The following is a 20,798-nucleotide window of genomic DNA, read 5'->3' on the forward strand; positions in this document are numbered from 1 at the left end:
GCGCGCATGGATGCGAAGAAGCTGGGTCTGGTGGCCGTGCTGGCCGGTGTGGCGGTGGCGGTGGTGCCGTGGCTGTTGCCCACCGGGCCCAATGCCGGCCTGGACGCGGCCCGGTTCCTGGAGTCGGGCAGCCTCGCGGTAGGCGCCGCGGTGGTGTTCGCCGGTGGGCTGCTCACCGCCCTGACGCCCTGCGTCTACCCGCTCATCCCGATAACGGTCTCCGTCTTCGGGGCCCGGAAGGCGGAGGGGCGGGGGCGCGCGTTGCTCCTCACCTCGGCCTACATCGTGGGCATGGGGGTGGTGTTCAGCGCGCTGGGCATCCTCGCGGCGAAGACGGGGCAGGCCTTCGGCGCGCTGCTGGGGCATCCGGCGGTGGTGGCGGGACTGGCGGTGTTCCTGCTGCTGCTGGCCACGTCCATGTTCGGGGCGTTCGAGCTGGCGCTGCCGTATGGCCTGCAGACGAAGCTGACGTCGGTGGGCGGCACGGGCGTGGTGGGCGCGCTGCTGATGGGCAGTGTGTCCGGTTTCCTCGCGGCGCCGTGCACGGGCCCGGTGCTGACGGGGCTGCTGGCCTTCGTGGCGAAGACGGCCAACACCACCCTGGGCGCGACGCTGCTGTTCATCTACGCGCTGGGCATCGGCGTGCCGTTCTTCCTCATCGGCGTCTTCACCGTGCGGCTGCCGCGTGGCGGCGTGTGGATGGAGTGGGTGAAGAGCGTGCTCGGCATCATGCTGGTGGCGCTGGCCTTCAACTACCTGAAGGACGCGCTGCCCTGGGCGCGTGACGCGGTGAAGGGGCTGGGCGCGCAGGTGGGGCAGTGGCCGGGGGCGGCCATCGCCGCGGCGCTGGTGATGGCGGGCGTGCTGGCGGGCGCGGTGCACCGCTCGTTCAAGGACGGCGCGCGGGACTTCTCGATGAAGGCGCTGGGCGTGGCGCTGGTGGTGGTGGCGCTGGTGCTGCGCGGCGGCGCGCTGGACGCGGGGCCGGTGGGCGCGCTGTGGGTGCGCATGGGGCTGGCCGAGCCGCCGCGCGCGCCCGCCTGGCAGTGGCACCATGTCATGCCCGCGAAGCAGGCCACGTTCTCCCCGGAGGAGTTCGACAAGGTGCTCGCGCAGGCGAAGGCCGAGGGGCGCCCGGTGCTCATCGACTTCTTCGCGGACTGGTGCGCGGCCTGCAAGGAGCTGGACCGCGAGACGTACCCCGCCCCGGAGGTCATCTCCACGGCGGCGGAGGGGCAGTTCCTCAACATCAAGATTGACGCGACGAACAGCGAGGACGCGCTGGACGCGCTGCTGGAGCGCTTCGGCGTGGAGGGCCTCCCTACCGTGGCCTTCGTGTCGCCGAAGGGAGAGGTGCTCACGAAGCCGCGTGTCACCGGCTTCCTGGAGCCCAGCCCGTTCGCCGAGGAGATGAAGAAGGCGCGCTGCTCCGCCGGTAGCACCTGCTGAGCCGGGGGCGGGGCCGTCAGTCCCCGCCGTCCTCGTCACAGCCGGGCATGGCGAGCCGGCCGCGGCTCATCATCACCCGGTCAATCATCCGCTCGTGCAGCTCGTAGAGGGGCCGGGCCACGGGCTCGCCCTCCAGGTGTGCCAGCGCGCCGGCGATGGCTTCCAGCGTGGACATTCCGTCCGGGTGGGGCGGCCGGCGCAGGCGGCGTGTGTCGGGCGCGGGCGGTGGCAGCTTCAGGCCCGGCAGGCGCCGCAGCGCGGGGAGCCGCTGCACCATGCGGCGCGCCTGGCCCCAGCTCCCGTCCAGGACGATGAGCCGCGCCGGAGGTGGCGCGTCCGGCGCGGGCGTCTGCTGCGCGTCCGGGAAGAGCAGCCACGTGTCCGGCGCCTCCAGCACGGACGGGTCGAAGGGCCGTCCTGGCGACCCGTAGGAGACGATGGTGCAGCGGGGCAGGGCGAGCGCCGCCATGCGGGCGGTGTTGGTGGACTTCAGCGTCTCCTTGTGGTGGCGGATGACGAGCAGCTCCGTGCGCGTGGGGACACACGGCACGTCGGCGCACAGACACAGGGACGTGGGCAGGAAGCAGCGCGGGCAACGGCCAGCGAGGTCCTCCGGAGTTCGCGACCTCATTTCCCCTGACGGTAGCGCTCCATGTAGCTGCGCGCCTCCCGCAGCTTCTCCTCGACGAAGCGGTCGTCCGCGTCCGGCTCGTAGTCGGCGTCCGGCGGGTCGAGGTGGAAGAGGGCGGACAGGCTGGTGGGCGCCACCTCCAGCCACTCGGCCGTGCGGTTGAGCGCGGCCTGCCGGCGGCCGGCGAAGGTCTCCGGCCCGTCCTCCGGGCCACAGCGGCAGATGCGGGCCGAGTCGCCCGACACGTCCACGTAGAGGCCCAGCACCTCGGCATCCAGCTCGGCGGCCAGCGCGCAGGTGGCCTCGCTGACGTAGGCGGCCATGGCCTGCGCGGCGGAGCGCTCGGTCAGGGAGCGGACGAGGAACACCTGCCAGCCCGCCTCGGTGAGCGGCCCGGCCTCCTGCAAGGGGGCCAGCTCCGCGGGCGGCGCCTGGATGCGAGAGAGCAGCCGCCGCACGGGCGCCTCCAGCCGCTCGAGCCGGGCGCTCGACGCGGGGCAGAAGAAGACGACGCGGTACTCACGGCTGTCGGCTGCGGTTTCCATAGGCATACGGCGTCGCCAGGAACTGAAGAGGTGTCGTGCGGGGTGTGGGCCCCAAGAGGACCAAAGGTGTCCCCGCGCATGCAAGGGGGGATTTGGAATGACGGTTCAGGGCGTGCCGGACGGCGCCGGCGCCGCCTCCAGGAGTGCCCGCGAGGGTGCCCGGCGCTCGGCGGCCACCCAGGCTCCCGCCGCCAGCACCAGCATGCCGCCCGCGACGCCCAGGGGCGTCAGTGACTCCGCGAAGAAGGCCCATCCCACCACGGAGGCCGTAAGGGGTTCCAGGTAGGTGAGGGCCCCGGCCGCCGCCGTGGGCACGCGCCGCAGTCCCGCGTTGAAGAGGATGTTTCCCGTGAGGCCGCACACCGCGCCGCCCACGAGGACTCGGAGTGTGGCCGCGTCCAGCATCGCCGGTGGAAGTGCCTCCGCTCCGAAGTAGAGCAGCAGCACCGCCACGGAGATGGGGGCGTGCAGCGAGGTGACGGCGAGCGGGGAGTACGCGCGCGCCGCCTCCTTGGCGCCCAGGACGATGGCCGCGTAGAAGAGGGCGCTTCCCGCGCCCAGCGCCGCCGTGAGCCCGGAGAAGGCCGTGCCGGGCTGGAGGATGAGCATGGCCAGTCCGGCCAGGGTGATGGGCACGCCCACCAGGGCCCTCGTCGAGGGCTGCTCGCCGAGGACCCACGGCGCCGCCAGCGCCAGCAGCAGCGGGGCGAGGTAGTGCGTCAGCACCGCCACCGAGACGGGGCCGTTTCGCATCGCAGCGAAGAAGAGGGCCACGTTGGCCGCGTCCGCCAGGCCCACGACGACGAGCGCCGCGGTGGCGCGCTTGTTCCGCAGCGCCTCGCGCCGCAGCAGGAAGGGCGCGGGCAGCGACATGGCCGTGAGCGCCAGCAGCGCGTTCTGCGCCCCCGACAACCCCGCGGGCCGGAGGAAGAGGGACCAGCACCCCCAGAGGGTGGCCCCGGCCGCGACCATGGCGAAGTACCGCACTGCGTGACACCTCGTGATACCGGCGCACCCCAAGGCTCCGGCGGGTGCGCAGCGTACACCAGATGTCACGGGCGGCGACGGCGGTTGCGGGCCGCATGGAGCCCGGCGAGCTGGCGGCCGTGAAACATCCTGCTCAACCGGTCCGCCACTGACCGCCGCAGTGGCACCGCACACGTGTCGCGCGAGGCCCCCCTGATGGAGGGGCGCCGGGTCATGCCACGCGCGGTCCGGCGGCTGTGTCTCGCGGCGGAGCTGACACCGCGAGGACGGTCAGGCGGCGCCGCCCTCCATGGACCGGCCACTCGATGGTCTGACCGATGGAGAGCCCGAGCAGGGCGCTGCCAATCGGGGAGAGAATCGAGAGGCGGCCTTCGACACCGCGCGCGTCCTCCGGATAGCAGAGCATCAGCTCCCGGCGCGCCCCGGTCTCCTCGTCCTGGAACAGCACGGTGCTGTTCATCGCCACCACGTCCCCCGGGAGCTGGTCGCGGGGAACGATTTCGGCACGGCCCAGCTCCCTGTCGAGCATGTCCGCCAGGGTGGCGGCACGCTCGTCGTCGTACTTCTCGATGACGCGCTGGAGGCGGTCGAGGTCATCTCTGGCGATGATGATTCGTGGCTGCTGTTTCATCTGGAATTCTCCAAGGAAGACACGGGCGGATGGAGGGGCGCGCGGGTGGCTATGCGGGCGTCGGGCCGTCAGGCAGTTCGTTCGCCTTGAGCGTACGGACGACCTCGCCCAGGAGCCGGTCCAGCGCCTGTTCGTTGCGGCGCTGCACCGCCCGGAGCCGCCACAGGTCGTAGCTTCGAATCTCCTCCACGGTGCGTCCGCCGGTCTTCCCCGTGGCGGCAGCCAGCTGAAGCCATCTGTTGAACTGCTCGAAATCCGCCTGGAGATGGAACAGGAGCCCCCAGGCATTGCCAAGCCGGAAGGCCTCGTTCGCGCAGGCCCGCGAGGAGGCCAGTCGAACCGAGCGTGGCGGAAGCTCGAACACGTCCTCGTGCCAATGCACCACATCCAGCCGCTGCAGCGGCCCACGGAAGAGGGAGTCCATCCGGCCCTCGGCCGTGGGCACGACGGGAGCGATTCCCAGCAGGGGGCCCGCCCGGTTCCGCGGAATCCGGCCTCCACCCGCCAGCGACAGGAGCTGGGCTCCCAGGCAGATGCCGAGCACGGGCCTGGCATCGGCCAGCCGGCGCTCCAGCAGGTTCCTCACCCGGGTCAGGAAGACACTCTGCTCGGCCTCCGGCGTCGTCAGGGAGCCACCGAGGACGACCAGCAGATCGGCGTGGGCATCTTCCGCCTCCACCCCGTGGATGCGCCGCTCCACCGAGAACCGGGCCTTCAGGAGGGCGGGCTCCAGCAGTCCCAGGCCCAATGACAGCTCATCCTGGATGACCACTGCCCTGAACTCCGCTCCCTGCCCTCGCAGCTGAACCAACACCTGGACCTCCGGCGGGTCCCCCCGCGCTTCGATGGAGGGAAGCCCATACGCTCCAGCGCGGCGAAGAGGCATTTCAATATCTGGATGCAGGGAGCCGAAGAGCCATTCTGGTTTTTGTCATGGTTCGGGACGGTGTCCGCGGCAACCCTCGCATGTATGCCCTCCATGGATTCGCCCCCCTGGCACAACCCGCCCCCTCCCACGCGGGTGTTGATGATTACCGACAACACACGGCTGCGAGAGACCCTCACCCGTGGCCTGAACCGCCACAAGTTCGAGGTCCTCGCCGCCGCGAATCAGGCCGAGGCCGAGGCGCTCACCCGAGCGCCGGCGTCGCAGCCGGCGAAGGTCCACGTCCTCCTGCTGGACGTGCCCGACGGCGCCGCGTCCGTGGCGGCCCGCACGCTCAATGGCATCCTCGCCAGTGGCCTGGACGTGCCCGTGGTGGCCATTGCCGCGCCCGGAGACCATGGGGTGTTGGAGATGAGCCCCGCCACCCGGAAGGCCACGGTGCTCATCAAGCCCATCGACCTCGCGGAGCTGGCGGCGGAGCTGGCGCGGCTGGGCGGGCGGGAGCGCTGAAGCCCCGGGCCACCTCCGCGCCTATCCCGCGGCGTGCGCTGGCGCTGGGGCCCTCGCGGTGGACTTGAGGAGCCTCTCCACCGCGGGGTGGCTCCGTTGCGCGCGGGTGGAGTGCAGCAGGACATTCACCTGCACCGCGTCCAGCGGGCCCGCCCAGCGCAGGCCGTGCACGCTCTGCAACGTGGCGCGCAGCTCGGCGGGGGCCGCGAGCAGTCCCACCCCACAACGGGCCAGCTCCACCATCAGCGCGCCGTCCTCGCACTCGGCCACGACTTTCGGTGAGACGTCGTGGGCGCGGAAGAACTCCGACAGCCGGTCTCTCAGCGCCGAGCCGGGCGTGGGCATCAGCATGGGCGCGCCCTGGAGGGAGCGTGGAAACTCGAAGGACTCCAGCAGCGCTGGCGCGCCGAAGAGGCCGAAGTCCACCCGGCGCAGGAACTCCCACTCCGGCGTGCCGACGGTGTTGGGACGCGGGTCGTCATCCGCCAGCACCAGGTCGAGCTCCCGTGCGGCGAGCATCGACAGCAGGATGTCCGTGGGCGCCTCGCGGCATTCGAGGAGCAGGGGGCCCGGCTGCGCGTACATGGGGCCCAGCAGGTGAGAGGCCAGGAGCTTCGAGGTCATCGGGCCGAGCCCGACTCGCAGCCGGGGCTGCGCCGCGGAGGCGCTCAGCGACTCGCACAGCTCGTGCCCCAGCCGGAAGATCTGCTCCGCGTAGTCGTGCGCCTTCCGTCCGGCCTCGGTGAGGACGAGTGTCCTGCCCCGCCGCTCGAACAGCGGCGTTCCGAGCTGCTCCTCCAGGGACTTGATTTGAGTGCTGATGGCGGGCTGCGACAGGTACAGCTCTCGGCTCGCCGCGGCGATGCTCCCGGTCCTCGCGACGGTCCAGAAGTAGAAGAGGTGGTGGTAGTTCAGCCAACGCATCGATGAATCCGTGGAGCGCGGCGATGCCAGCGCGGCGAGGGCCATTCCGAGCGGACGCGGATCCGCCGAGATGACCGATGGGAGGCCTCGAGGCTGGGGCGGACGCATGGCCCTCGACGGGGTGGGCCGGGTTTCGCTCAGCCATCCACGAACGCCGGGGGGAACCACGGCGCTCGGATACCGCCGGACATCCTCGTCGCGAGGCGACGGACGTCCGGCTGGTCATGCATCGAAGGCGTACGACTCCCGCGGAAACATGGCGGCATTATAGCGGGGCACCCGCCACTTGCCCATCTCTCCCTGCCTGGGGGGAGCGCGTCCGAGGGGGGCAGGCGGGCGCGTCACGTCACGCCGCGAGCGCACTTGCGACGCCCACGCCCTCCTGGACGCGGACGGGGACGCCACCGGCATGACGCTTGCTCTGGCTGCCGCCCGTCCCCTCGCCAGGAACATCTCAATACCAGTCATGAAGATGCGTCCACGACTGAACCCGCCGGACGCCCGCGCACACCAGCGCGGGCGCCCGGGCCGGGGCGCATCCTTCCGCCCCGCTACGGTTTCGTCAGGGGAAGAGCGACGCCGCGAGCTTCGCGGTGCGCGCACGCTGCGGGTGGTCGCCCACGGGGATGCGGGCCACCTCCTCCTCGGTCTCGTAGGAGATGACCGACACGGAGTCGTCACCCGCCACCGAGACATAGCAGTAGCGCCCGTCGGTGCTGCTCGTGGCCCAGTAGGTCCGCGCGCCGAGCGGGTGGATGCGGTAGTGGAACGTCTCGCGCGAGACGATGGCCGCGTAGTTGGACATCGTGCCCGCCACGCAGAGCTTCGTCCCATCGCCGCTCATCGCGAGTCCGTGGTGGGCGGAGTCAAGGAGGTACTGGTCCCGGCGCAGCGCCTGCGTCTCCGGGGAGACGGGCAGGTGGGCAATCCGCGTCACGCGATCCGCCTCCAGGTCGTACTCCACGAAGCCGTGGAAGAACGACACCTGGAAGTAGAGGAACCGCTCATCGGGAGACAGCGCCATCGGCCGGACCGCCGCGCTCATGTCGGGCATCCCGATCTCGGCGAGCTTCTGGCGCATGTTCATCTTCCGGAGGACCTGCAGCGTGCGTGCATCCACGATTTGGAAGATGCGCTCACCCTTGGTGCCGTCCATATCCGGGGTATCGAGCGCCGTGTAGACGGTGCCGATGCTGGCATGGAAGATCTTGCTGCCGTCCCGGGAGTAGTTGTTCTCGTGCGGGTTGTCCCCCGAGGGGAAGGAGCCGACGATGCTCCCGGTCGCGGTGTCGATGATGTGCGCGCGATTCGCCGTCGATGCCGAGACGGCGAGCCGGGTGCCATCCGGCGAGATGGCCATATGGTCGGCGCGATTTCCGTCGACCCGCGTCCGCCAGCGGATCTTGCCGGTGCTCAGGTTGATGGCAACGACGTCCGCGAAGCTTGGCCGCGAGACGTAGATGACCTGCCCGTCGTTCGAGGCGAACACGTCATCCACGAACTGATCGTGGCCCTCGCCCACCTGCTCGCGGATGAACAGGAAGTACGTCAGGCGCACCGGGTCGAACGTGATTTCCAGCATCCGCTCGCTACGGTCCGGAATCACGTTGATGCGGCTCAGCCGCTGGTAGGTCTGCACGTCGATGACGTCGACGGTGCCATCCCAGTTGTTGCCGACCAGCAGGACGTCGCGCTTCCCGGTGGCGGCGGTGGCCACGCCGGTCGTCGGCGTGATGGTGGCAAGAGGAGGGGCGGCGCTGGCCTCCGGGCTGAATGCCAGGAACGCGGTGACCAGCGCGGAGAGGAGGGAGACTCTGGGGGGAGCTGCTTCGTGGGTTCTTTTCATTGCGGGGCCTCATCGAGCTGTCGCTCCCCGGGAGGCACGGCAACCGTGCCCCGCTCGGGCGCGAACAGCCGGGAGAGAGCATGAAACATCCAGAACTCCACATAAAACCTGTTAAACATGATTTAGTTGAAATATTGACGCAGCGAGGTCCTCCCGGGTGGACGGGCCGCCGCACGGCATCGCTCTCGACGACGTGGCTCAGGGACGCTGGGTGAGCAGACGGCGCCAGCGGCTGTACGGCGTCGCCGCGGGCTGGGGAGTCACTCGCGCGTGGTGCAGCGTGGCCGAGCCCGTTTCCGCCGTCGTGCCGCTCCAGCCGCTCGAGTCTGGCTCGAACGAGCCGCTGTATCCCTCCGTCACCGCGCGCACCAGCGGCAGGCCATACTCCCGCGCGCGCGCCACGCCCATCGCCAGCGTCATCCGGTGGAGGAGCCTCCGGCGGAACCAGTGCTCGTTGCCGATATTGAGCAGCACCTGGGGGCGCTCGTCGGGTTCCACCAGTTCGGTGAAGGCGACCTCGTAGCAGAGCAGCGGACGCAGGGCCACGCCGCCCACCGCGAAGGCCCGCTGGGGGCTCTGCCACGCGCTCACGTTCGTCTTCAGCGTGTTGAGCTCGAGCACGGCGAACAGCTGGCGCAACGGCTGACTCGGGACATACTCGGAGAAGGGAACGAGCTTCTGCTTGTAGTAGACGGGCTGACCGCCGCGCAGCTCGACGAGGGCGTTGTAGCGCCCCGCCGCTGGCGCCGGGAGCAGCGCGCCCGCGAAGACAGGAGCGCCCCGCGGGCCGAGCACCTCGGCGAGCGCCCGGAGGTTCATGCCACCGTCGCGGATGACGGACTCCGGCCAGACGACCCAGTCCGCTCGGGCCTCACGGGTGGCCGCCACGTACCGGGACAGCAGTGAGAGGTCATCCCGTACGCTGTCTCCTGTCTCGGCCAGGGGGAGGGTGATGGTGGCAATCGTGACGGGGCGCGGCTCCGTGGGGGCTGCCCAGCGCGCGGGGAGCAGGAGGCCCAGGCAGAGCACCACCGCCGCCATCCCTCCCATGGGAGCCGCCCGGGGAGTCTGGCCCCAGCCCCCGAGGCCCGCCGCGACACACAGCGGAAGCAGCCCCGCCCCCTGCGCGCCGAGAATCCCCAACCAGCGTCCGAGCGGCCCGAGCGCCAGCCAGTACCCGTAGTGCAACCAGGGGAAGCCGAGCCACGCGTCATGGATGAGCGCCTGGGTGAGCACCAGTCCCGGTGCATGGAGCAGCGGGAGCCAGGGCGACAGGGCACTCCGGGACAGCCGGCCCGCTGCCCACCCCCACAGTGCGTACGGCAGCGAAATCAGCAGCAGGAAGCCGCCCACCACCGCGCCGCCGGCGATGCGCTCGCCGGGCGTCAGCACCTGGAGGACGTCCGTCAGCCAGTAGAGGGTGCTCGCCGCCAGTGTCCCTCCGAACACCGCGCCCGCGCGGAGCCCCACTCGTGGCGTGGGGCTCCGCGCCAGCGCACGGAAGTGACAGGCGAAGCCGGCGACGAGCCCGAGCACGTTGACGGGAAACACCAGCAGCAGGTGCGCGGAGGCGCCCACCCCCAGTCCTCCCGCGCCGGCCCACGCGGCCACCTTCCACGGCTCGGGCAGCGCGCGCCAGCGAGTGCTCACCGCGGTCAGCAACCGGGCTTCACCTTCACCCAGCGCCCGTAATGGTCCGAGTGCGTGTAGTAGGGCCAGAGCCGCTGGGTGCCATCCAGCGTCTTCCACGCGGGCGCCCAGCCGCTATACCCGATGACCGACGCCGCGCAGGTGCCGAACGCGGCTGGACTGCCCAGCAGCACGGTGTCCAGATCCGCCTTGATGCCCGAGGCCATGCCGTTGGGGCCCGTGTCCACCGAGCTCCCCACCCAGCAGGACTGGAAGCCCGCCGTCTCATGGGCCCCCATCACCGCCCCCGCCTGCCGGTAGGCATACGGCTCCGAGAAGGAGCTGTCCGCGAGCGCCTGCACCAGGAGCTGGTGCCCCTTGGTGGCCGCCGCGGTGCTGTTGAAGTCCGCGTTGAAGTCTCCGCCGAAGAGCACGGCCGCCGGCGGGTAGCTGGCCCGGTTCGCGCTCACCTGCGCACGGATGTAGGCCAGCGACTGCTTCATATTGGAGATGCGCGAGCTGTCCGACGCCGAGTCCCCGTCCAGGTGGCTGTTGTACCCGTACGTGAAGTGCGTGGTGAACACGTAGTAGTACCGGCCTCCCTTGGCGAGGATGGCGCCCCAGACGCCCTTCTCCTTGTGCACGTCCGGGCCGTTCACGTCCGTGAAGGCCTGGAAGCCCAGCGCCTTCACCAGCGTCGTCCCGCTCTTGTAGAAGAGCACCAGCCCGCTGCAGTCGTTCTCGATGGCGCCATCCAGCGTGTCACCACAGTAGTAGCCGCTCGGCGTCGCCATGCTGTAGCCGCGCGCCGCCAGGTCCGCCTTGGGCCCGTCCTGGATGATGTCGTCGTAGTCCCAGGCCTCCTGGAGCACGAGCACGTCGGCGCACTTCGTCACCTTGCCCAGGCTCTGCTCCATCTCGTCACCGAAGTCGGTCACGAACGGGACGTTGTGGAAGATGTTGTAGGTGGCCATCGAGAACGCGCCGCTGTCGTCGCAGGTCTCGTTGAGCTGCCACGAGCGCGTGAGCGACGGGTTGAAGTAGTCCGCCTCGCTCACGGCGTCGAACCAGGACTTGGGGTGGCTCGCGTAATTGGCATCGAACGTGGGTGTCGATTCCGCCCGGGCGACGCCGGTCAGGGCCAGCGCCAGCACTCCGGCGGAGAGGGGGAAACAGCGTCGCACGAGCCGGTGGAGCTCCATCACGGCCTCCTGTCTTCAGTGGGGGATTACCGCAGGTGGTACTTCTCGAAGAGACGTTGATCGATTTCAGGCAGGCGCTCGCGGAGCTGCGCCTCGGTGAGCCCCTCGCCGCGCAGCTTCTCCAGGAGCTGCTCCCGCTCCGCGTTGAAGGCGCTCAGGCGCTCGGCAAGCTCCTGCTGCTCATGCCGGAACGCCAGCTCCCGCGAGGCCACCTCCGGCCCGGCATGGCGCTCCAGCACCGCGCGACGTGCTTCCTCGTCCAACGGACCGGAGGCCTCGCGCAGCCGCAGCTCCTGCCGGGCCAGCTCCAGCGGCTCCATCACGTCCGCGAGCCGCACGCCATGCTCGCGCTCGATGCGCTGGAGCCCGGCCCGCCAGGTGGCCACGTTCTGTTCGACGGAGGCGCCAGGGGCGCGAAGGAGCGCGTCCACCTGGGACGGCAGCAGGAGCACGTCATCCGAGAGCCCGAAGAGCCGGGCATCCAGCTCCGGGCCGAGGATGTGCCGGCGCGCCTCCCGGAAGCGCTCGACAGCGGCGCGAAAGCCGCTCTCGCTCGAGGAGGAGGCCTCTCGCACGACGAGCTGCTCGTACGCGGCGTCCACCTGCTCCAGCAGGCTCCAGAGCCGCGCGGGGGTGAGGTCTTCCGGCAGGGCGAGGCCCTCCCGGAGCGAGGCGAACAGCAGGCCCCGGCACAGCTCGGCTCCGCTGGAGCCCTCGAGCCCCAGCGAGTGCTTCCAGGTCTGGAGCTCCTCGGCGTGCTGCTCCATGAGCCCGCAGCGCCGGTCGAGGAGGCTCTGAAGGATGCGGCCTGGAGCCAGGGAGAAGTCCCCCTGGGCGGAGGCGCGGCGCCAGGCCCGCTCCAGGGAGTGGCGGACCCGCGCCAGCAGGAGCTGTGCCTGGATTTCCCGCGCCTCGGGCAGCGAGGAGGCCATGACGGCTCGCGGCTGCCGCGGCACGGCCCCCGCCGGGCCAGGGCTCGCCCGCGCTCCGGCGCTCTCCTCCGTTACCCGGGTCGAGCCAGGTCCGGGCGCGGACTCCACGGGAGCGGCGCTCCCGCGGTACGCCCAGAGCGCCCCGACGGCGAGCACCGTGCAGGCCAGGAGCCCCCAGGCTCGCCATGAACCAAACCGCTTTCCCATGAAAAGCCATTTTTAGTGTTTCTCACTCCGAGTGCCAATGCGGAAGAGCCGAGGGGCTCGGCCGGCCGGCAAACAGGAGTCAGCCGCGGGCGATCGCCGCGGCTTGCTCCAGGCTCATGCCATGGACCAGCGGGTCGGCATGACGATGCACCAACCGCCACTCGGCTCCATCACGGCGATAGACCAGAGTCACGCGCAACGACCAGTCCTGGTCCGGCAGACCGCCGACCTCGCCATGCTGCCGTTCAATCACCACCAGAACCACCATGTCGCCAGACGCGTATGACTGCACCAGCTCCAGAGCCGCCTCGCCGGCCTGAAAGTAGCGCTCCATGGCTTCCAGTCGCTCGCTCGATGCGTCGAAGCCGCGCGTCGGCTCTCCGCCGAACGGTGCCATGAGCGTGTAGTCGTCCGCGTGCGTAATGAGCGAGAGGTATCTGCGCATATCCCCGCGCATGAAGGCCGAGGCGGCTTCCGCGGTGCGCCGAATGAGCTCGGCAAGTTCCTCGTCGGTCACGTTTCCATGCGCCATGGTCGCATCCTCCTGATGGTGCCCCACTCGACGCCCTGGACACTGAAACTGCAAGTGCGGACTGTCTCACTCACGTTGGCGGCGAGGGAGCGATGTCGCGGCGCTCGCTCCGTGGGCGCGGCATCCAGCGGCTCCCTTCGGGCCGGCATGTGACAATGGCCCTTGGCGATGGCAGGATCGTCGCATGTCAAGAATGTTATCAATAGCTGTTGTCGCCACCATGCTCATGGCCTGCGACAGCACCGTGGATTGTCCGGACAAGGCCGGCTACAACGCTTGTGGCTATTGCGGTGAGGACAGGCTGACGAGCAGCAACCCGCACGCCGGCATGTGCACCTATTGCGCCGGCGTTTGTGGAGGAGACCCCTGCAATCCCGTCTGCGGTAATGGGGGCGGCAGCTGCGACTCCTCGTGGGTCTCCTCCTGCGGTAAGACAACCAATGGAGTCCAGTTCGTCGGAGCGCCTCATCCCAAGGCGTGCGGCGACTGCCCGGCTGGGACCTACGATTCCGGTGACGACAACGTCACGGCAGGTGGGCCCTACAACATCTGCACCTGCAACGGCTTCTAGCCAATCATCACGATTGCCATCGCCGGAGATCCGCTGAAGCGTCAACGTGCGAAGCGTTCTTGGAACCTCCGGTATTCAAAAGGCAACTCTGAGATGGAGGCGCCGAACCATGCGCGCGCCATGAGGAGAACCAGATCGACGTGGCAGTGCTGACCGCGGTCGCAGCGGCAGATCAGGATGACATCCTGGCTCTCCGAGAGCTCCGCAAGTCGAGCCAGGTTCTCCTTGCCCTCGTCCGAAAGGTCAAAGCGCTCCTCGTAGCGGACGTTCTCGAAGGCCTTCTCGTGGTCGTCATACTGGACGCAAAGCTTTCGATATTCGGCGAAGAGGTTCGCTTCGGGGGAGAGGCAGCGCAGGTACTCGTCGATTTTGGCCTTGGACAGGAAGCGCGGGTAGAGCTGCATCGCCACGACCAGATGCCGCTGGCCAGGAGCCCGGCTGATGGTTCCGTTCGTGACTTCGGCCAATGAGGCTCTCTTGAGCATGGTTCCTGCTGTCCTGGCAGCAGCCACGCCTGAGAGTCAACCGGGCAATCCTGACGTGCGCGGCATCAGGGCCTTCTATTCGGCATCGCCCCTGGGCCCGGGGGCGAGCGCGCGGTGGATGACAGGGAGCAGGTCTGTCGTACCGAGCGCGTCCAGGGCCAGGTCCCATCGGCCCTCGGCGCAGAGGCCGCTCAGGCCCCCCTCTTCGTAGGCCCGCTGTGCCGCGGTCTTCAGCGCTTCGCGCACCGCCTCGGCGACCGCGAGCCCTGCCTCATCACAGCGCTTGCAATCGAGCTCGACTCCCAGGCGGCTGCGCCTCCCTTCCTCCGTGAGGACCCAGGGGCGCACCATCCAGGGTGGGTCATGGCGCACGTGCTGCCGGTGGCCACACTCGAGGTCGGCGACCCAGTGGCCTTCCCCGTCGAGATGGAAGCCTGTGATTTTCTGCCGCATGGGTGCCTGAGTCCTGACGGAAAACCGTGGCATCCTACTCAGCAACCCCACCGCGGGCACCTGGTGCGGAGACGCTCCACTGTCCCCCCCGTTACACCTCAGGGCCGGGCCGCGATGCGGCCGCCAGGGAATGGGAGCAGACTGGGAGGATGGCCCTGGCGCCACGGACGGCGCGGTGGGAGGACGGGCAGTGCCCGTACCGGGGGCCGGGAGCAGAGTCCATGAAGCAGAAGGAACCGAAGACGGTGGCCGTTACGGGACCCGCGGGACGGTTGATGGCGACCGTTGAAGGCGATGGCGGCATTCCGACGCTGTTCGTGCACGGAATCCCCGCGGACCGGACGCTCTGGGCCGGGGCGCAGCACGGCCTGGCGACGCGCAGCATCTCGTTCGACCTGCGCGGCCTGGGGGAGAGCGGCGGCGCCCACGGCCCCTTCGGCGTGGAGGCGGCGGTGGAGGACGTGGCCGCCGTCGCGGACGCGCTGGCCCCGGAGAAGTTCGTGCTGGTGGGGCACGGCTTCGGAGGCGCGGTGGCGGGTGCCTTCGCCGCGTACTACCCCGAGCGCCTCGCCGGGCTGCTCTACGTGGAGGCGCCCGGTGACATGCGCCGCACCCCGAAGGCGGAAGCGGACGCGTGGCTGGAGAACTTCAGCGCGGCGAAGTACGGCGCCTTCCACGAGCACTGGCTCGCGCCGCTGATGCTCGAAGCGAAGGAGTCCACGCGCGTCCTGGTGATGAAGATGATGCGCACGTCGCGGCGCGAGCCCATCGCCGGGTATCTGGAGTCGCTCTTCCACCACGACCCGGGCGAGGCCTTCGAGGGCTTCACGGGCCACACCCACGCGCTGGCGGCCACCACGGGACCGGAGACGCTGGTGGGCTCGCGGCCCTCGCTGTCCCGCTCCGTGGCGCCGCACGCGAGCCACTGGCTGATGCTGGACTCCGCGCAGTGGTTCCACACGGAGTTGGTCCGCTTCCTGGGGCAGTGCCGGCACGGCCACTGAGCCGGGTGCCTCGCGAGGCTCAGAACCTGCCGCGAGCGTCCATCGCCACATCCTGTCGCGTGTGCGCGGCATCCGGCGATACCCCTCGCGCAACCCGCACCTGCAGCACCATCGCGGTGACGGCCGTCACCGCCGCGCACACCCCGAGCACTCGCAGCTCGAGGAACAGCTGGAAGCGCGCGCGGCCGAGCACCTCGTATGCGAGCACGCCCGTGAGCGTCGCCACCGCGGGGGCGACGAGCGCGGCGGCCCACGTCGCGCGCGAGCGCAGCCGCAGTGCCGCCTCCACCAACAGGTACGTCAGCGGCATGAGGCTCACGAGGTTGTTGCGCCACCCGAGCGGCGACAGCACCGCCGTGCAGTAGAGCGCCACGGCGGTGAGCGCGCGCCGCTCCGCCGCGGGGTCCGCCCTGGCCAGCGCCACGAGCAGCCAGGCGAGCGAGGCCACGAGCACGGCGCCCAACCCCGCCGCCAGCAGCGTGTAGCGCACGCCTTCCGCGGGCGAGGACACCCAGCACGCCATGCCGAAGACGCTCTGGTTCTGGTTGGCGCACAGCATCGGGCCCGTCGAGTCCGCGAGCATCGCGCGCCACGCCTGCAGCTCCCCCCAGGCGCGCGCCGGCCCCAGCTGCAGCGCGGGGAGCGCCAGCAGCGCGAGCGCCGCGGCTCCCGTGGCGGCCACCCGCTGCCACTCACGTGCCCGCAGTGCCACGAGCACGAGCAGCGCGAGCGGCGGCTTGAACACGCACGCGAGCGCGAGCATGGCGCCCGAGGCCAGCGGCCGCTTCGTGCGCAGCGCCTCGCTCTCGAGCGCGAGCCACAAGAGCAACGAGTCGCAGTTGCCGTAGCGGAAGAGGTGCTTGAAGAACGGCAACCCCACCGCCAGCACCAGCCCGTGCGCCCACGTGGGCAGGGGCCGCGGCAGCTGCGAGGCCCACAGCAGGTAGCTTCGCACCAGCATGGCCGCGGTGAGCAGCACCCAGGCCCAGCGCGCCACCCCTTGGGGCAGCAGGGCGAACGGCGCGAAGAGGTACGCCGTCACGGGCGCGTACTTGTACACCCAGGGGAGGTCCTCTGGCCGGTACAGCGCTTGCCCCGCGAGCGCGTGCGCCCCGGCGTCATAGAAGACGCGCCAGTCCGCCTGCGTGTTGCTCGGGCTCAGCGCGTGCAACGCGACCAGGAACACCACGGCCGACACCACCACGCCGGGGCTCGCCCACCCACGCGCGTTCGGGTTGTGGGCAGGGAGCGCTGAGTTCTCGATGCGGGTGGTGGGCACTCCCCAGGCGTGCCACGTTCCAGGGACTCGACACAAGAGCCCCACCCAGCGAGTCGCGAACCGGGCCCGCCGTGCTCACCTGGGGCAGCCGTGAGGTTGACACCGCGCGGGCGGCTCAGCTCCGGGACGGGCTCCCGCCACTGGACGCAAGCCTCCGGCCGCGCACGTAGGTGGCCCGCACCGGGCCCGCATCGCGCCGGAACAGCAGCGCGTCGATGAGGGCCTCCTCGGCCGCGAGGTGCGCGGGCACGTCCACCGCCACCAGGTCCGCCTCGTAGCCCGGGGCGATGCGTCCGACCCCCTCCAGCCCCAGCGCGAGGGCTCCACCCTCCGTCGCCCGCCACAGCAGCTCCTCCGGCGCCACCGGCGCCTGGAGCACCAGCGCCGCGTCATACGCGCTCGCCGCCACCCGACGCAGCGAGAACGTCCGCCCCGCGCCCATGTCCGTCCCCAGGCCCACCCGGATGCCCCGCTCGGTGGCCTGGCGCAGCGGCATGCACCCGCTGCCCAGGAAGAAGTTGCTGTCCGGGCAGTGCGCCACCACCGCGTTGTGACGCGCCATCCGCGACCACTCCCCATCCGACAGGTGAATGCAGTGGGCGAACAGGCTGCGGCTGCCCACCAGCCCGTGCTCCTCGTACACACCCAGGTAGTCCGCCGCCCCGGGGAACGCGGCCGCCGTGGCGCGCAGCTCCTCGCGGTTCTCCGACAGGTGCGTCTGCATCCACAGCCCGTGCAGCTCCGCCAGCCGCCCCGCGCCACGCAGCAGCTCCGACGTGCAGCTCAGCGCGAACCGCGGCGTCACGCAGAAGCGCAGCCGCCCCGCGTCGTGGCCATGCCACCGCTCGATGAGGGCCTCGCAGGCCTCCAGCGCCGCCGGGGCCTCGCGCAGCACCGCCGGGGGAGCGCCCCGGTCCATCAGCGTCAGCCCCGCCATCCCTCGCAGGCCCCGCCGGGACAGCTCGGCGAACAGCGCGTCCGTGGCCTCGGGGTGGCTGGAGCTGAAGATGGAGGCGCTCGTGGTGCCCTGGGCGATGAGCGCGTCGCAGAACTCCACCGCCACCTGCTCGGCATAGGCCCGCTCCCGGAAGCGCCCCTCCTCCGGGAACACCGAGCGCTCCAGCCAGGTCAGCAGCGGCCCGCTCGCGCTGCCAATCATCCGCGTCTGCGGGAAGTGGATGTGCGTGTCCACGAAGCCCGGCAGCAACACCGTCCCGGGGTGCGTCTCCGGGACGCGGCAGTCCGCGGGAGCCGGCCCCACCGCCTGGATGCGCCCGCGCGAGTCCAGCTCGATGAGGGCATCCGGCAACAGCTCGAAGCGGGCCTGCTCCGCTCGGGGACGGAGGACACGGCCACGCAGGGTGCGAAGGGGCTGATCGGACAAGTCAGGCTCCAGCGAGAAATGCCGCGCAGTATGGCCCAGCTCCGAAGAGGGACCACCTCCATGGGTTGGATATGCGACACCAATAGTGAAATTGAAATCACTGGCGGTGGAGCAAGACATCCATCCCCGGCACACTGCCACCCCCATGACGCCCGACGGACCTTCGATGCGGGCGGAGGTGAAGAGCCATGGATCCCACCGAGCTGTCGTCCCTCTATCGGCAGGCGTTGAAGGTGAAGGACGAAGCGGTGCGCCAGACGCTGGCCCGGTCCGTCGCGCAGGTCGCCGCCTCGCGCACGGTGCTCGCCGACGCCCGTCAGCGCGCCGCCCTGCCGCAACTCGCCAACGCGCTGATGACCCGCGCCAACGCCGAGCTGGACGAGGTGCAGAAGGCCGCCCAGCGGGCCATGGGTGAGAAGAACGCCAACGCCCAGGCCGCCGCCGCTGAGGCCATCGCCGCCCAGGCGCTCGCCGCGCAAGCCATCGCCGCGGAGGCCATCGCCGCCGAGGCCATCGCGGCGGAGCCGTTCGCCGCGGAGCCGCTGGTGGCGGAGCCGTTCGCCGCGGAGCCGCTGGTGGCGGAGCCGTTCGCCGCGGAGCCTCTCGCCGCGGAGCCGTTCGCCGCGGAGCCTCTCGCTGCCGAGCCCCTCGCCGCGGAGCCTCTCGCCGCGGAGCCTCTCGCCGCAGAGCCGTTCGCTGCGGAGCCGCTGGTGGCGGAGCCGTTCGCCGCGGAGCCGCTGGTGGCCGAGCCGTTCGCCGCCGAGCCTGTCACCGCCCAGCCCTTCATGGCGCAGCCCGGCGTCGCCGGTGCGTCCCTCACCGGGAGGACCCCCTTCACGGACGCCTTCCGCGCCTTCGTCGCCGACGCCACCCGCTCCGGTAGCGGGGAGTGAGCCCGATGGCCGACTCCGTCCACGCGCTGCGCGACAGGCTGCTCAAGGACACGGTGACGTGGTGCACGGAGCGCTCGCCTTTCTACCGGCAGCGCTTCGCGGAGGTGGCCAATCCGTTCCGCGGGCTGGAGGACCTGGATCGGCTGCCGGTGCTCTTCCGCGAGGAGGTCGTCCAGCACCAGGGAGACATCCTGTGCGACCCGGGCACGCCGGCCGCCGTGCAGCACACCACTGGCACCACCGGCGCCTTCCTCCAGGTGTACCGGGGTCCCGCCGAGCAGGCCTTCGTCTGGGACTTCTTCGGCGCCCAGCTCCTGGCCGAGCCCCGGCCCGGCCCGCGCCCGCTGTACATGAACCTGATGAACGCCTACCACGGGGCGCTCACCCCCGTGCCCAGCCACGCCTACGTGCTGTCCGTGGGCGTGTATGACAAGGCGCAGGCGGCCCAGGCGCGCGGGGTGCTGGAGCGCACGCACAATCTCCCCGGCGTGGAGCCGCGCGTCTCCGTGGTGATGGGCACCGAGCGCATGGTGAAGGCCCTCACGGCCTACCTGCTCGCGGAAGGCGTGGACCTGGCGAGGAGCCCGGTGAAGACGCTGGTGCTCTTCGGCGGCCACGTGACGCCCGCGCGCCAGCGGCTGCTGGGCTCGCTGTGGGGCGCCAACGTCCAGAACCGCTACAGCCTCACCGAGATGTTCGGGGGCGCGGTGGAGTACGGCTCGGACGGCATCTGGGTGTTCGACCCGCACCTCGTCCCGGAGGTGGTGCACCCACGCACGCTGCAGCCGGTGAAGGAGGGCCCGGGCGTGCTGCTGCTCACCGGCCTCTACCCGTTCATGCAGCAGATGCCGCTGGTGCGCTACTTCACCGGGGACGTGGTGGAGCCGGTGGGCGAGCCGCACGGTCCGGCGGGCCTCCAGGCGCGCTACCTGGGGCGGCTCAAGCGCTCGGTGCTGGACGCGAGCGGCCCCAAGGTGGTGCCGCTGCTGCTCTCCGGTCCCCTCTATGAGGCGCTGGAGGCGCTGCCGGACATCGCCATCTCCCCGCGCTTCCCGGACCTGCCCGGCGGACAGGGGCTGGAGCTCACGGGGGACCTGCACTACGCGGTGGAGCACCTGCCCGCCGAGCCCGGCCACCGCCCCGAGCGCATCACCCTGACGCTGGGCCTGCGCTACGCGCCGTGGATGTTCCCCGAGCGCGTGAGGGAGCTGGTGCGCGACCTGGTGCTGCGGTTGTTCGCCGTGCACCCGGAGCTCGCCACCCGGCACCAGGAAGGAAGGCTGGAGCTGAAGGTCCAACCGCGCGCGGCCGGCGAGGTCGCGCCCTACGACTCGAAATGACCATGCACGAGCGGCGCACGCGCGGCGGACAGCCGAAGACGGTGTTCCTCTCGGGGATGATTGATGGCCTCTCGCTGGAGGACGCCTCGACGTGGCGCCAGCGGGCCTCCCGGGTGCTGGAGGATGCGGGCTTCCTCACCTACGACCCGACGCGGGTGATGGTGGCCGCGGGCACGGAGTACCGGGCCCGGCCCAACGAGGTCTTCACCAATGACCGCTGGCATCTGGCGCGGGCGGACGTGCTGCTCGTCAACCTGACGCTGCCGCCCACGATTGAGAGCCAGAAGGCGCCGTTCTTCACCATCGGGGAGATGTTCCTCGCGCACGCCGCGGGGCTGCCCATCCTCGTCTTCGGCAACTGCTTCCGGGGCCGGCCCGGGTACGAGGCCATCGTCACCCGGGACTTCGACGGGCTGGAGCCGGCCCTCCAGTACCTCATCCACCACTACGCGTAAGCCGCCGCGGCTTCGCGGAAGGA

Annotated in this window: 21 protein-coding genes; 6 read left to right on the top strand and 15 right to left on the bottom strand. The window is 70.7% G+C overall.

Annotated features, from left to right (window positions below):
• The first annotated feature begins 6 nt into the window (after positions 1 to 6).
• On the top strand, positions 7 to 1,449 hold the full coding sequence (locus tag K8638_RS40870) for a protein-disulfide reductase DsbD (RefSeq protein WP_223760190.1): 1,443 nt from the start codon (positions 7 to 9) through the stop codon (positions 1,447 to 1,449).
• Positions 1,450 to 1,465: 16 nt separating this feature from the next.
• Here K8638_RS40870 and K8638_RS40875 read toward each other — a convergent pair whose 3' ends face one another.
• The 5 genes from K8638_RS40875 to K8638_RS40895 form a co-directional block, all read right to left on the bottom strand.
• Positions 1,466 to 2,080: a tRNA-uridine aminocarboxypropyltransferase gene (locus K8638_RS40875; protein WP_223760191.1), complete on the bottom strand. Its 615-nt coding sequence runs from the start codon at positions 2,078 to 2,080 to the stop codon at positions 1,466 to 1,468.
• Positions 2,077 to 2,625 carry a hypothetical protein gene (locus tag K8638_RS40880; RefSeq protein ID WP_223760192.1) on the bottom strand — a complete coding sequence of 183 codons (549 nt, stop codon included), beginning with the start codon at positions 2,623 to 2,625 and terminating at the stop codon, positions 2,077 to 2,079. The genes K8638_RS40875 and K8638_RS40880 overlap by 4 nt, the downstream gene beginning before the upstream one ends.
• Before the next feature lie 105 nt (positions 2,626 to 2,730).
• Positions 2,731 to 3,612 carry a DMT family transporter gene (locus K8638_RS40885; protein WP_223760193.1) on the bottom strand — a complete coding sequence of 294 codons (882 nt, stop codon included), beginning with the start codon at positions 3,610 to 3,612 and terminating at the stop codon, positions 2,731 to 2,733.
• Between the two features lie 211 nt (positions 3,613 to 3,823).
• Positions 3,824 to 4,243, bottom strand: a complete 420-nt coding sequence (rnk, locus tag K8638_RS40890; protein WP_223760194.1) for a nucleoside diphosphate kinase regulator — start codon at positions 4,241 to 4,243, stop codon at positions 3,824 to 3,826.
• Positions 4,244 to 4,292: 49 nt separating this feature from the next.
• Positions 4,293 to 5,015: a type 1 glutamine amidotransferase gene (locus K8638_RS40895; RefSeq protein ID WP_223760195.1), complete on the bottom strand. Its 723-nt coding sequence runs from the start codon at positions 5,013 to 5,015 to the stop codon at positions 4,293 to 4,295.
• 207 nt (positions 5,016 to 5,222) lie between these two features.
• On the opposite strand from K8638_RS40895, the gene K8638_RS40900 reads away from it, so the two are divergent.
• Complete coding sequence (locus tag K8638_RS40900) at positions 5,223 to 5,639, top strand: hypothetical protein (RefSeq protein ID WP_223760196.1); 417 nt, start codon at positions 5,223 to 5,225, stop codon at positions 5,637 to 5,639.
• 21 nt (positions 5,640 to 5,660) lie between these two features.
• Here the strand turns inward: K8638_RS40900 and K8638_RS40905 are convergent, their stop codons facing one another.
• From K8638_RS40905 to K8638_RS40940, 8 genes are all read right to left on the bottom strand, one after another.
• The gene (locus tag K8638_RS40905; protein ID WP_223760197.1) at positions 5,661 to 6,563 is read right to left on the bottom strand and encodes a LysR family transcriptional regulator; all 903 of its coding nucleotides are present in this window, start codon (positions 6,561 to 6,563) and stop codon (positions 5,661 to 5,663) included.
• 562 nt (positions 6,564 to 7,125) lie between these two features.
• On the bottom strand, positions 7,126 to 8,409 hold the full coding sequence (locus K8638_RS40910) for a YncE family protein (protein WP_223760198.1): 1,284 nt from the start codon (positions 8,407 to 8,409) through the stop codon (positions 7,126 to 7,128).
• Positions 8,410 to 8,607: 198 nt separating this feature from the next.
• Entirely contained in the window at positions 8,608 to 10,071 is a 1,464-nt protein-coding gene (lnt, locus tag K8638_RS40915; protein WP_223760199.1) for an apolipoprotein N-acyltransferase, read from the bottom strand.
• Complete coding sequence (locus K8638_RS40920) at positions 10,065 to 11,222, bottom strand: endonuclease (RefSeq protein WP_223760200.1); 1,158 nt, start codon at positions 11,220 to 11,222, stop codon at positions 10,065 to 10,067. Before K8638_RS40920 ends, lnt begins: the two co-directional genes overlap by 7 nt.
• Positions 11,223 to 11,266: 44 nt before the next feature.
• Positions 11,267 to 12,172, bottom strand: coding sequence for a lipase chaperone (locus tag K8638_RS40925; RefSeq protein WP_223760201.1), 906 nt, complete (start codon positions 12,170 to 12,172; stop codon positions 11,267 to 11,269).
• 286 nt (positions 12,173 to 12,458) lie between these two features.
• The gene (locus K8638_RS40930; protein ID WP_223760202.1) at positions 12,459 to 12,911 is read right to left on the bottom strand and encodes a nuclear transport factor 2 family protein; all 453 of its coding nucleotides are present in this window, start codon (positions 12,909 to 12,911) and stop codon (positions 12,459 to 12,461) included.
• A 612-nt stretch (positions 12,912 to 13,523) separates the two neighbouring features.
• Complete coding sequence (locus tag K8638_RS40935; RefSeq protein WP_223760203.1) at positions 13,524 to 13,967, bottom strand: DUF488 family protein; 444 nt, start codon at positions 13,965 to 13,967, stop codon at positions 13,524 to 13,526.
• A 75-nt stretch (positions 13,968 to 14,042) separates the two neighbouring features.
• Positions 14,043 to 14,420 (bottom strand): DUF3565 domain-containing protein, encoded by a 378-nt coding sequence (locus K8638_RS40940; RefSeq protein WP_223760204.1) that lies wholly within the window; start codon positions 14,418 to 14,420, stop codon positions 14,043 to 14,045.
• Positions 14,421 to 14,641: 221 nt separating this feature from the next.
• Between K8638_RS40940 and K8638_RS40945 the strand changes: the two genes are divergently transcribed.
• Positions 14,642 to 15,424 carry an alpha/beta fold hydrolase gene (locus K8638_RS40945; RefSeq protein ID WP_223760205.1) on the top strand — a complete coding sequence of 261 codons (783 nt, stop codon included), beginning with the start codon at positions 14,642 to 14,644 and terminating at the stop codon, positions 15,422 to 15,424.
• 19 nt (positions 15,425 to 15,443) lie between these two features.
• Here the strand turns inward: K8638_RS40945 and K8638_RS40950 are convergent, their stop codons facing one another.
• Positions 15,444 to 16,613, bottom strand: a complete 1,170-nt coding sequence (locus tag K8638_RS40950; RefSeq protein ID WP_223760206.1) for a glycosyltransferase family 87 protein — start codon at positions 16,611 to 16,613, stop codon at positions 15,444 to 15,446.
• Positions 16,614 to 16,818: 205 nt separating this feature from the next.
• The gene (guaD, locus tag K8638_RS40955) at positions 16,819 to 18,087 is read right to left on the bottom strand and encodes a guanine deaminase (RefSeq protein ID WP_223760207.1); all 1,269 of its coding nucleotides are present in this window, start codon (positions 18,085 to 18,087) and stop codon (positions 16,819 to 16,821) included.
• A gap of 188 nt (positions 18,088 to 18,275) precedes the next feature.
• On the opposite strand from guaD, the gene K8638_RS40960 reads away from it, so the two are divergent.
• From K8638_RS40960 to K8638_RS40970, 3 genes are read left to right on the top strand one after another with little or no spacing between them, the layout of a single operon-like run.
• On the top strand, positions 18,276 to 18,980 hold the full coding sequence (locus K8638_RS40960; protein WP_223760208.1) for a hypothetical protein: 705 nt from the start codon (positions 18,276 to 18,278) through the stop codon (positions 18,978 to 18,980).
• A gap of 5 nt (positions 18,981 to 18,985) precedes the next feature.
• A complete protein-coding gene (locus K8638_RS40965; protein ID WP_223760209.1) occupies positions 18,986 to 20,320 on the top strand; it encodes a hypothetical protein in 1,335 nt (444 codons plus the stop codon).
• Between the two features lie 2 nt (positions 20,321 to 20,322).
• On the top strand, positions 20,323 to 20,775 hold the full coding sequence (locus K8638_RS40970) for a nucleoside 2-deoxyribosyltransferase domain-containing protein (RefSeq protein WP_223760210.1): 453 nt from the start codon (positions 20,323 to 20,325) through the stop codon (positions 20,773 to 20,775).
• The last annotated feature ends 23 nt before the right edge of the window (positions 20,776 to 20,798 follow it).

Origin of the sequence: Myxococcus sp. RHSTA-1-4 (assembly GCF_020037125.1) — a bacterium.
Taxonomy (GTDB): Bacteria; Myxococcota; Myxococcia; order Myxococcales; family Myxococcaceae; genus Myxococcus.

Coding starts and splice junctions, on each gene's coding strand:
- K8638_RS40870 (WP_223760190.1), top strand. CDS start 7: ATGGATGCGAAGAAGCTGGGTCTGGTGGCCGTGCTGGCCGGTGTGGCG.
- K8638_RS40875 (WP_223760191.1), bottom strand. CDS start 2,080: ATGAGGTCGCGAACTCCGGAGGACCTCGCTGGCCGTTGCCCGCGCTGC.
- K8638_RS40880 (WP_223760192.1), bottom strand. CDS start 2,625: ATGGAAACCGCAGCCGACAGCCGTGAGTACCGCGTCGTCTTCTTCTGC.
- rnk (WP_223760194.1), bottom strand. CDS start 4,243: ATGAAACAGCAGCCACGAATCATCATCGCCAGAGATGACCTCGACCGC.
- K8638_RS40900 (WP_223760196.1), top strand. CDS start 5,223: ATGGATTCGCCCCCCTGGCACAACCCGCCCCCTCCCACGCGGGTGTTG.
- K8638_RS40905 (WP_223760197.1), bottom strand. CDS start 6,563: ATGCGTTGGCTGAACTACCACCACCTCTTCTACTTCTGGACCGTCGCG.
- K8638_RS40910 (WP_223760198.1), bottom strand. CDS start 8,409: ATGAAAAGAACCCACGAAGCAGCTCCCCCCAGAGTCTCCCTCCTCTCC.
- K8638_RS40925 (WP_223760201.1), bottom strand. CDS start 12,172: ATGGCCTCCTCGCTGCCCGAGGCGCGGGAAATCCAGGCACAGCTCCTG.
- K8638_RS40930 (WP_223760202.1), bottom strand. CDS start 12,911: ATGGCGCATGGAAACGTGACCGACGAGGAACTTGCCGAGCTCATTCGG.
- K8638_RS40935 (WP_223760203.1), bottom strand. CDS start 13,967: ATGCTCAAGAGAGCCTCATTGGCCGAAGTCACGAACGGAACCATCAGC.
- K8638_RS40940 (WP_223760204.1), bottom strand. CDS start 14,420: ATGCGGCAGAAAATCACAGGCTTCCATCTCGACGGGGAAGGCCACTGG.
- K8638_RS40945 (WP_223760205.1), top strand. CDS start 14,642: ATGAAGCAGAAGGAACCGAAGACGGTGGCCGTTACGGGACCCGCGGGA.
- K8638_RS40960 (WP_223760208.1), top strand. CDS start 18,276: ATGGATCCCACCGAGCTGTCGTCCCTCTATCGGCAGGCGTTGAAGGTG.
- K8638_RS40965 (WP_223760209.1), top strand. CDS start 18,986: ATGGCCGACTCCGTCCACGCGCTGCGCGACAGGCTGCTCAAGGACACG.
- K8638_RS40970 (WP_223760210.1), top strand. CDS start 20,323: ATGCACGAGCGGCGCACGCGCGGCGGACAGCCGAAGACGGTGTTCCTC.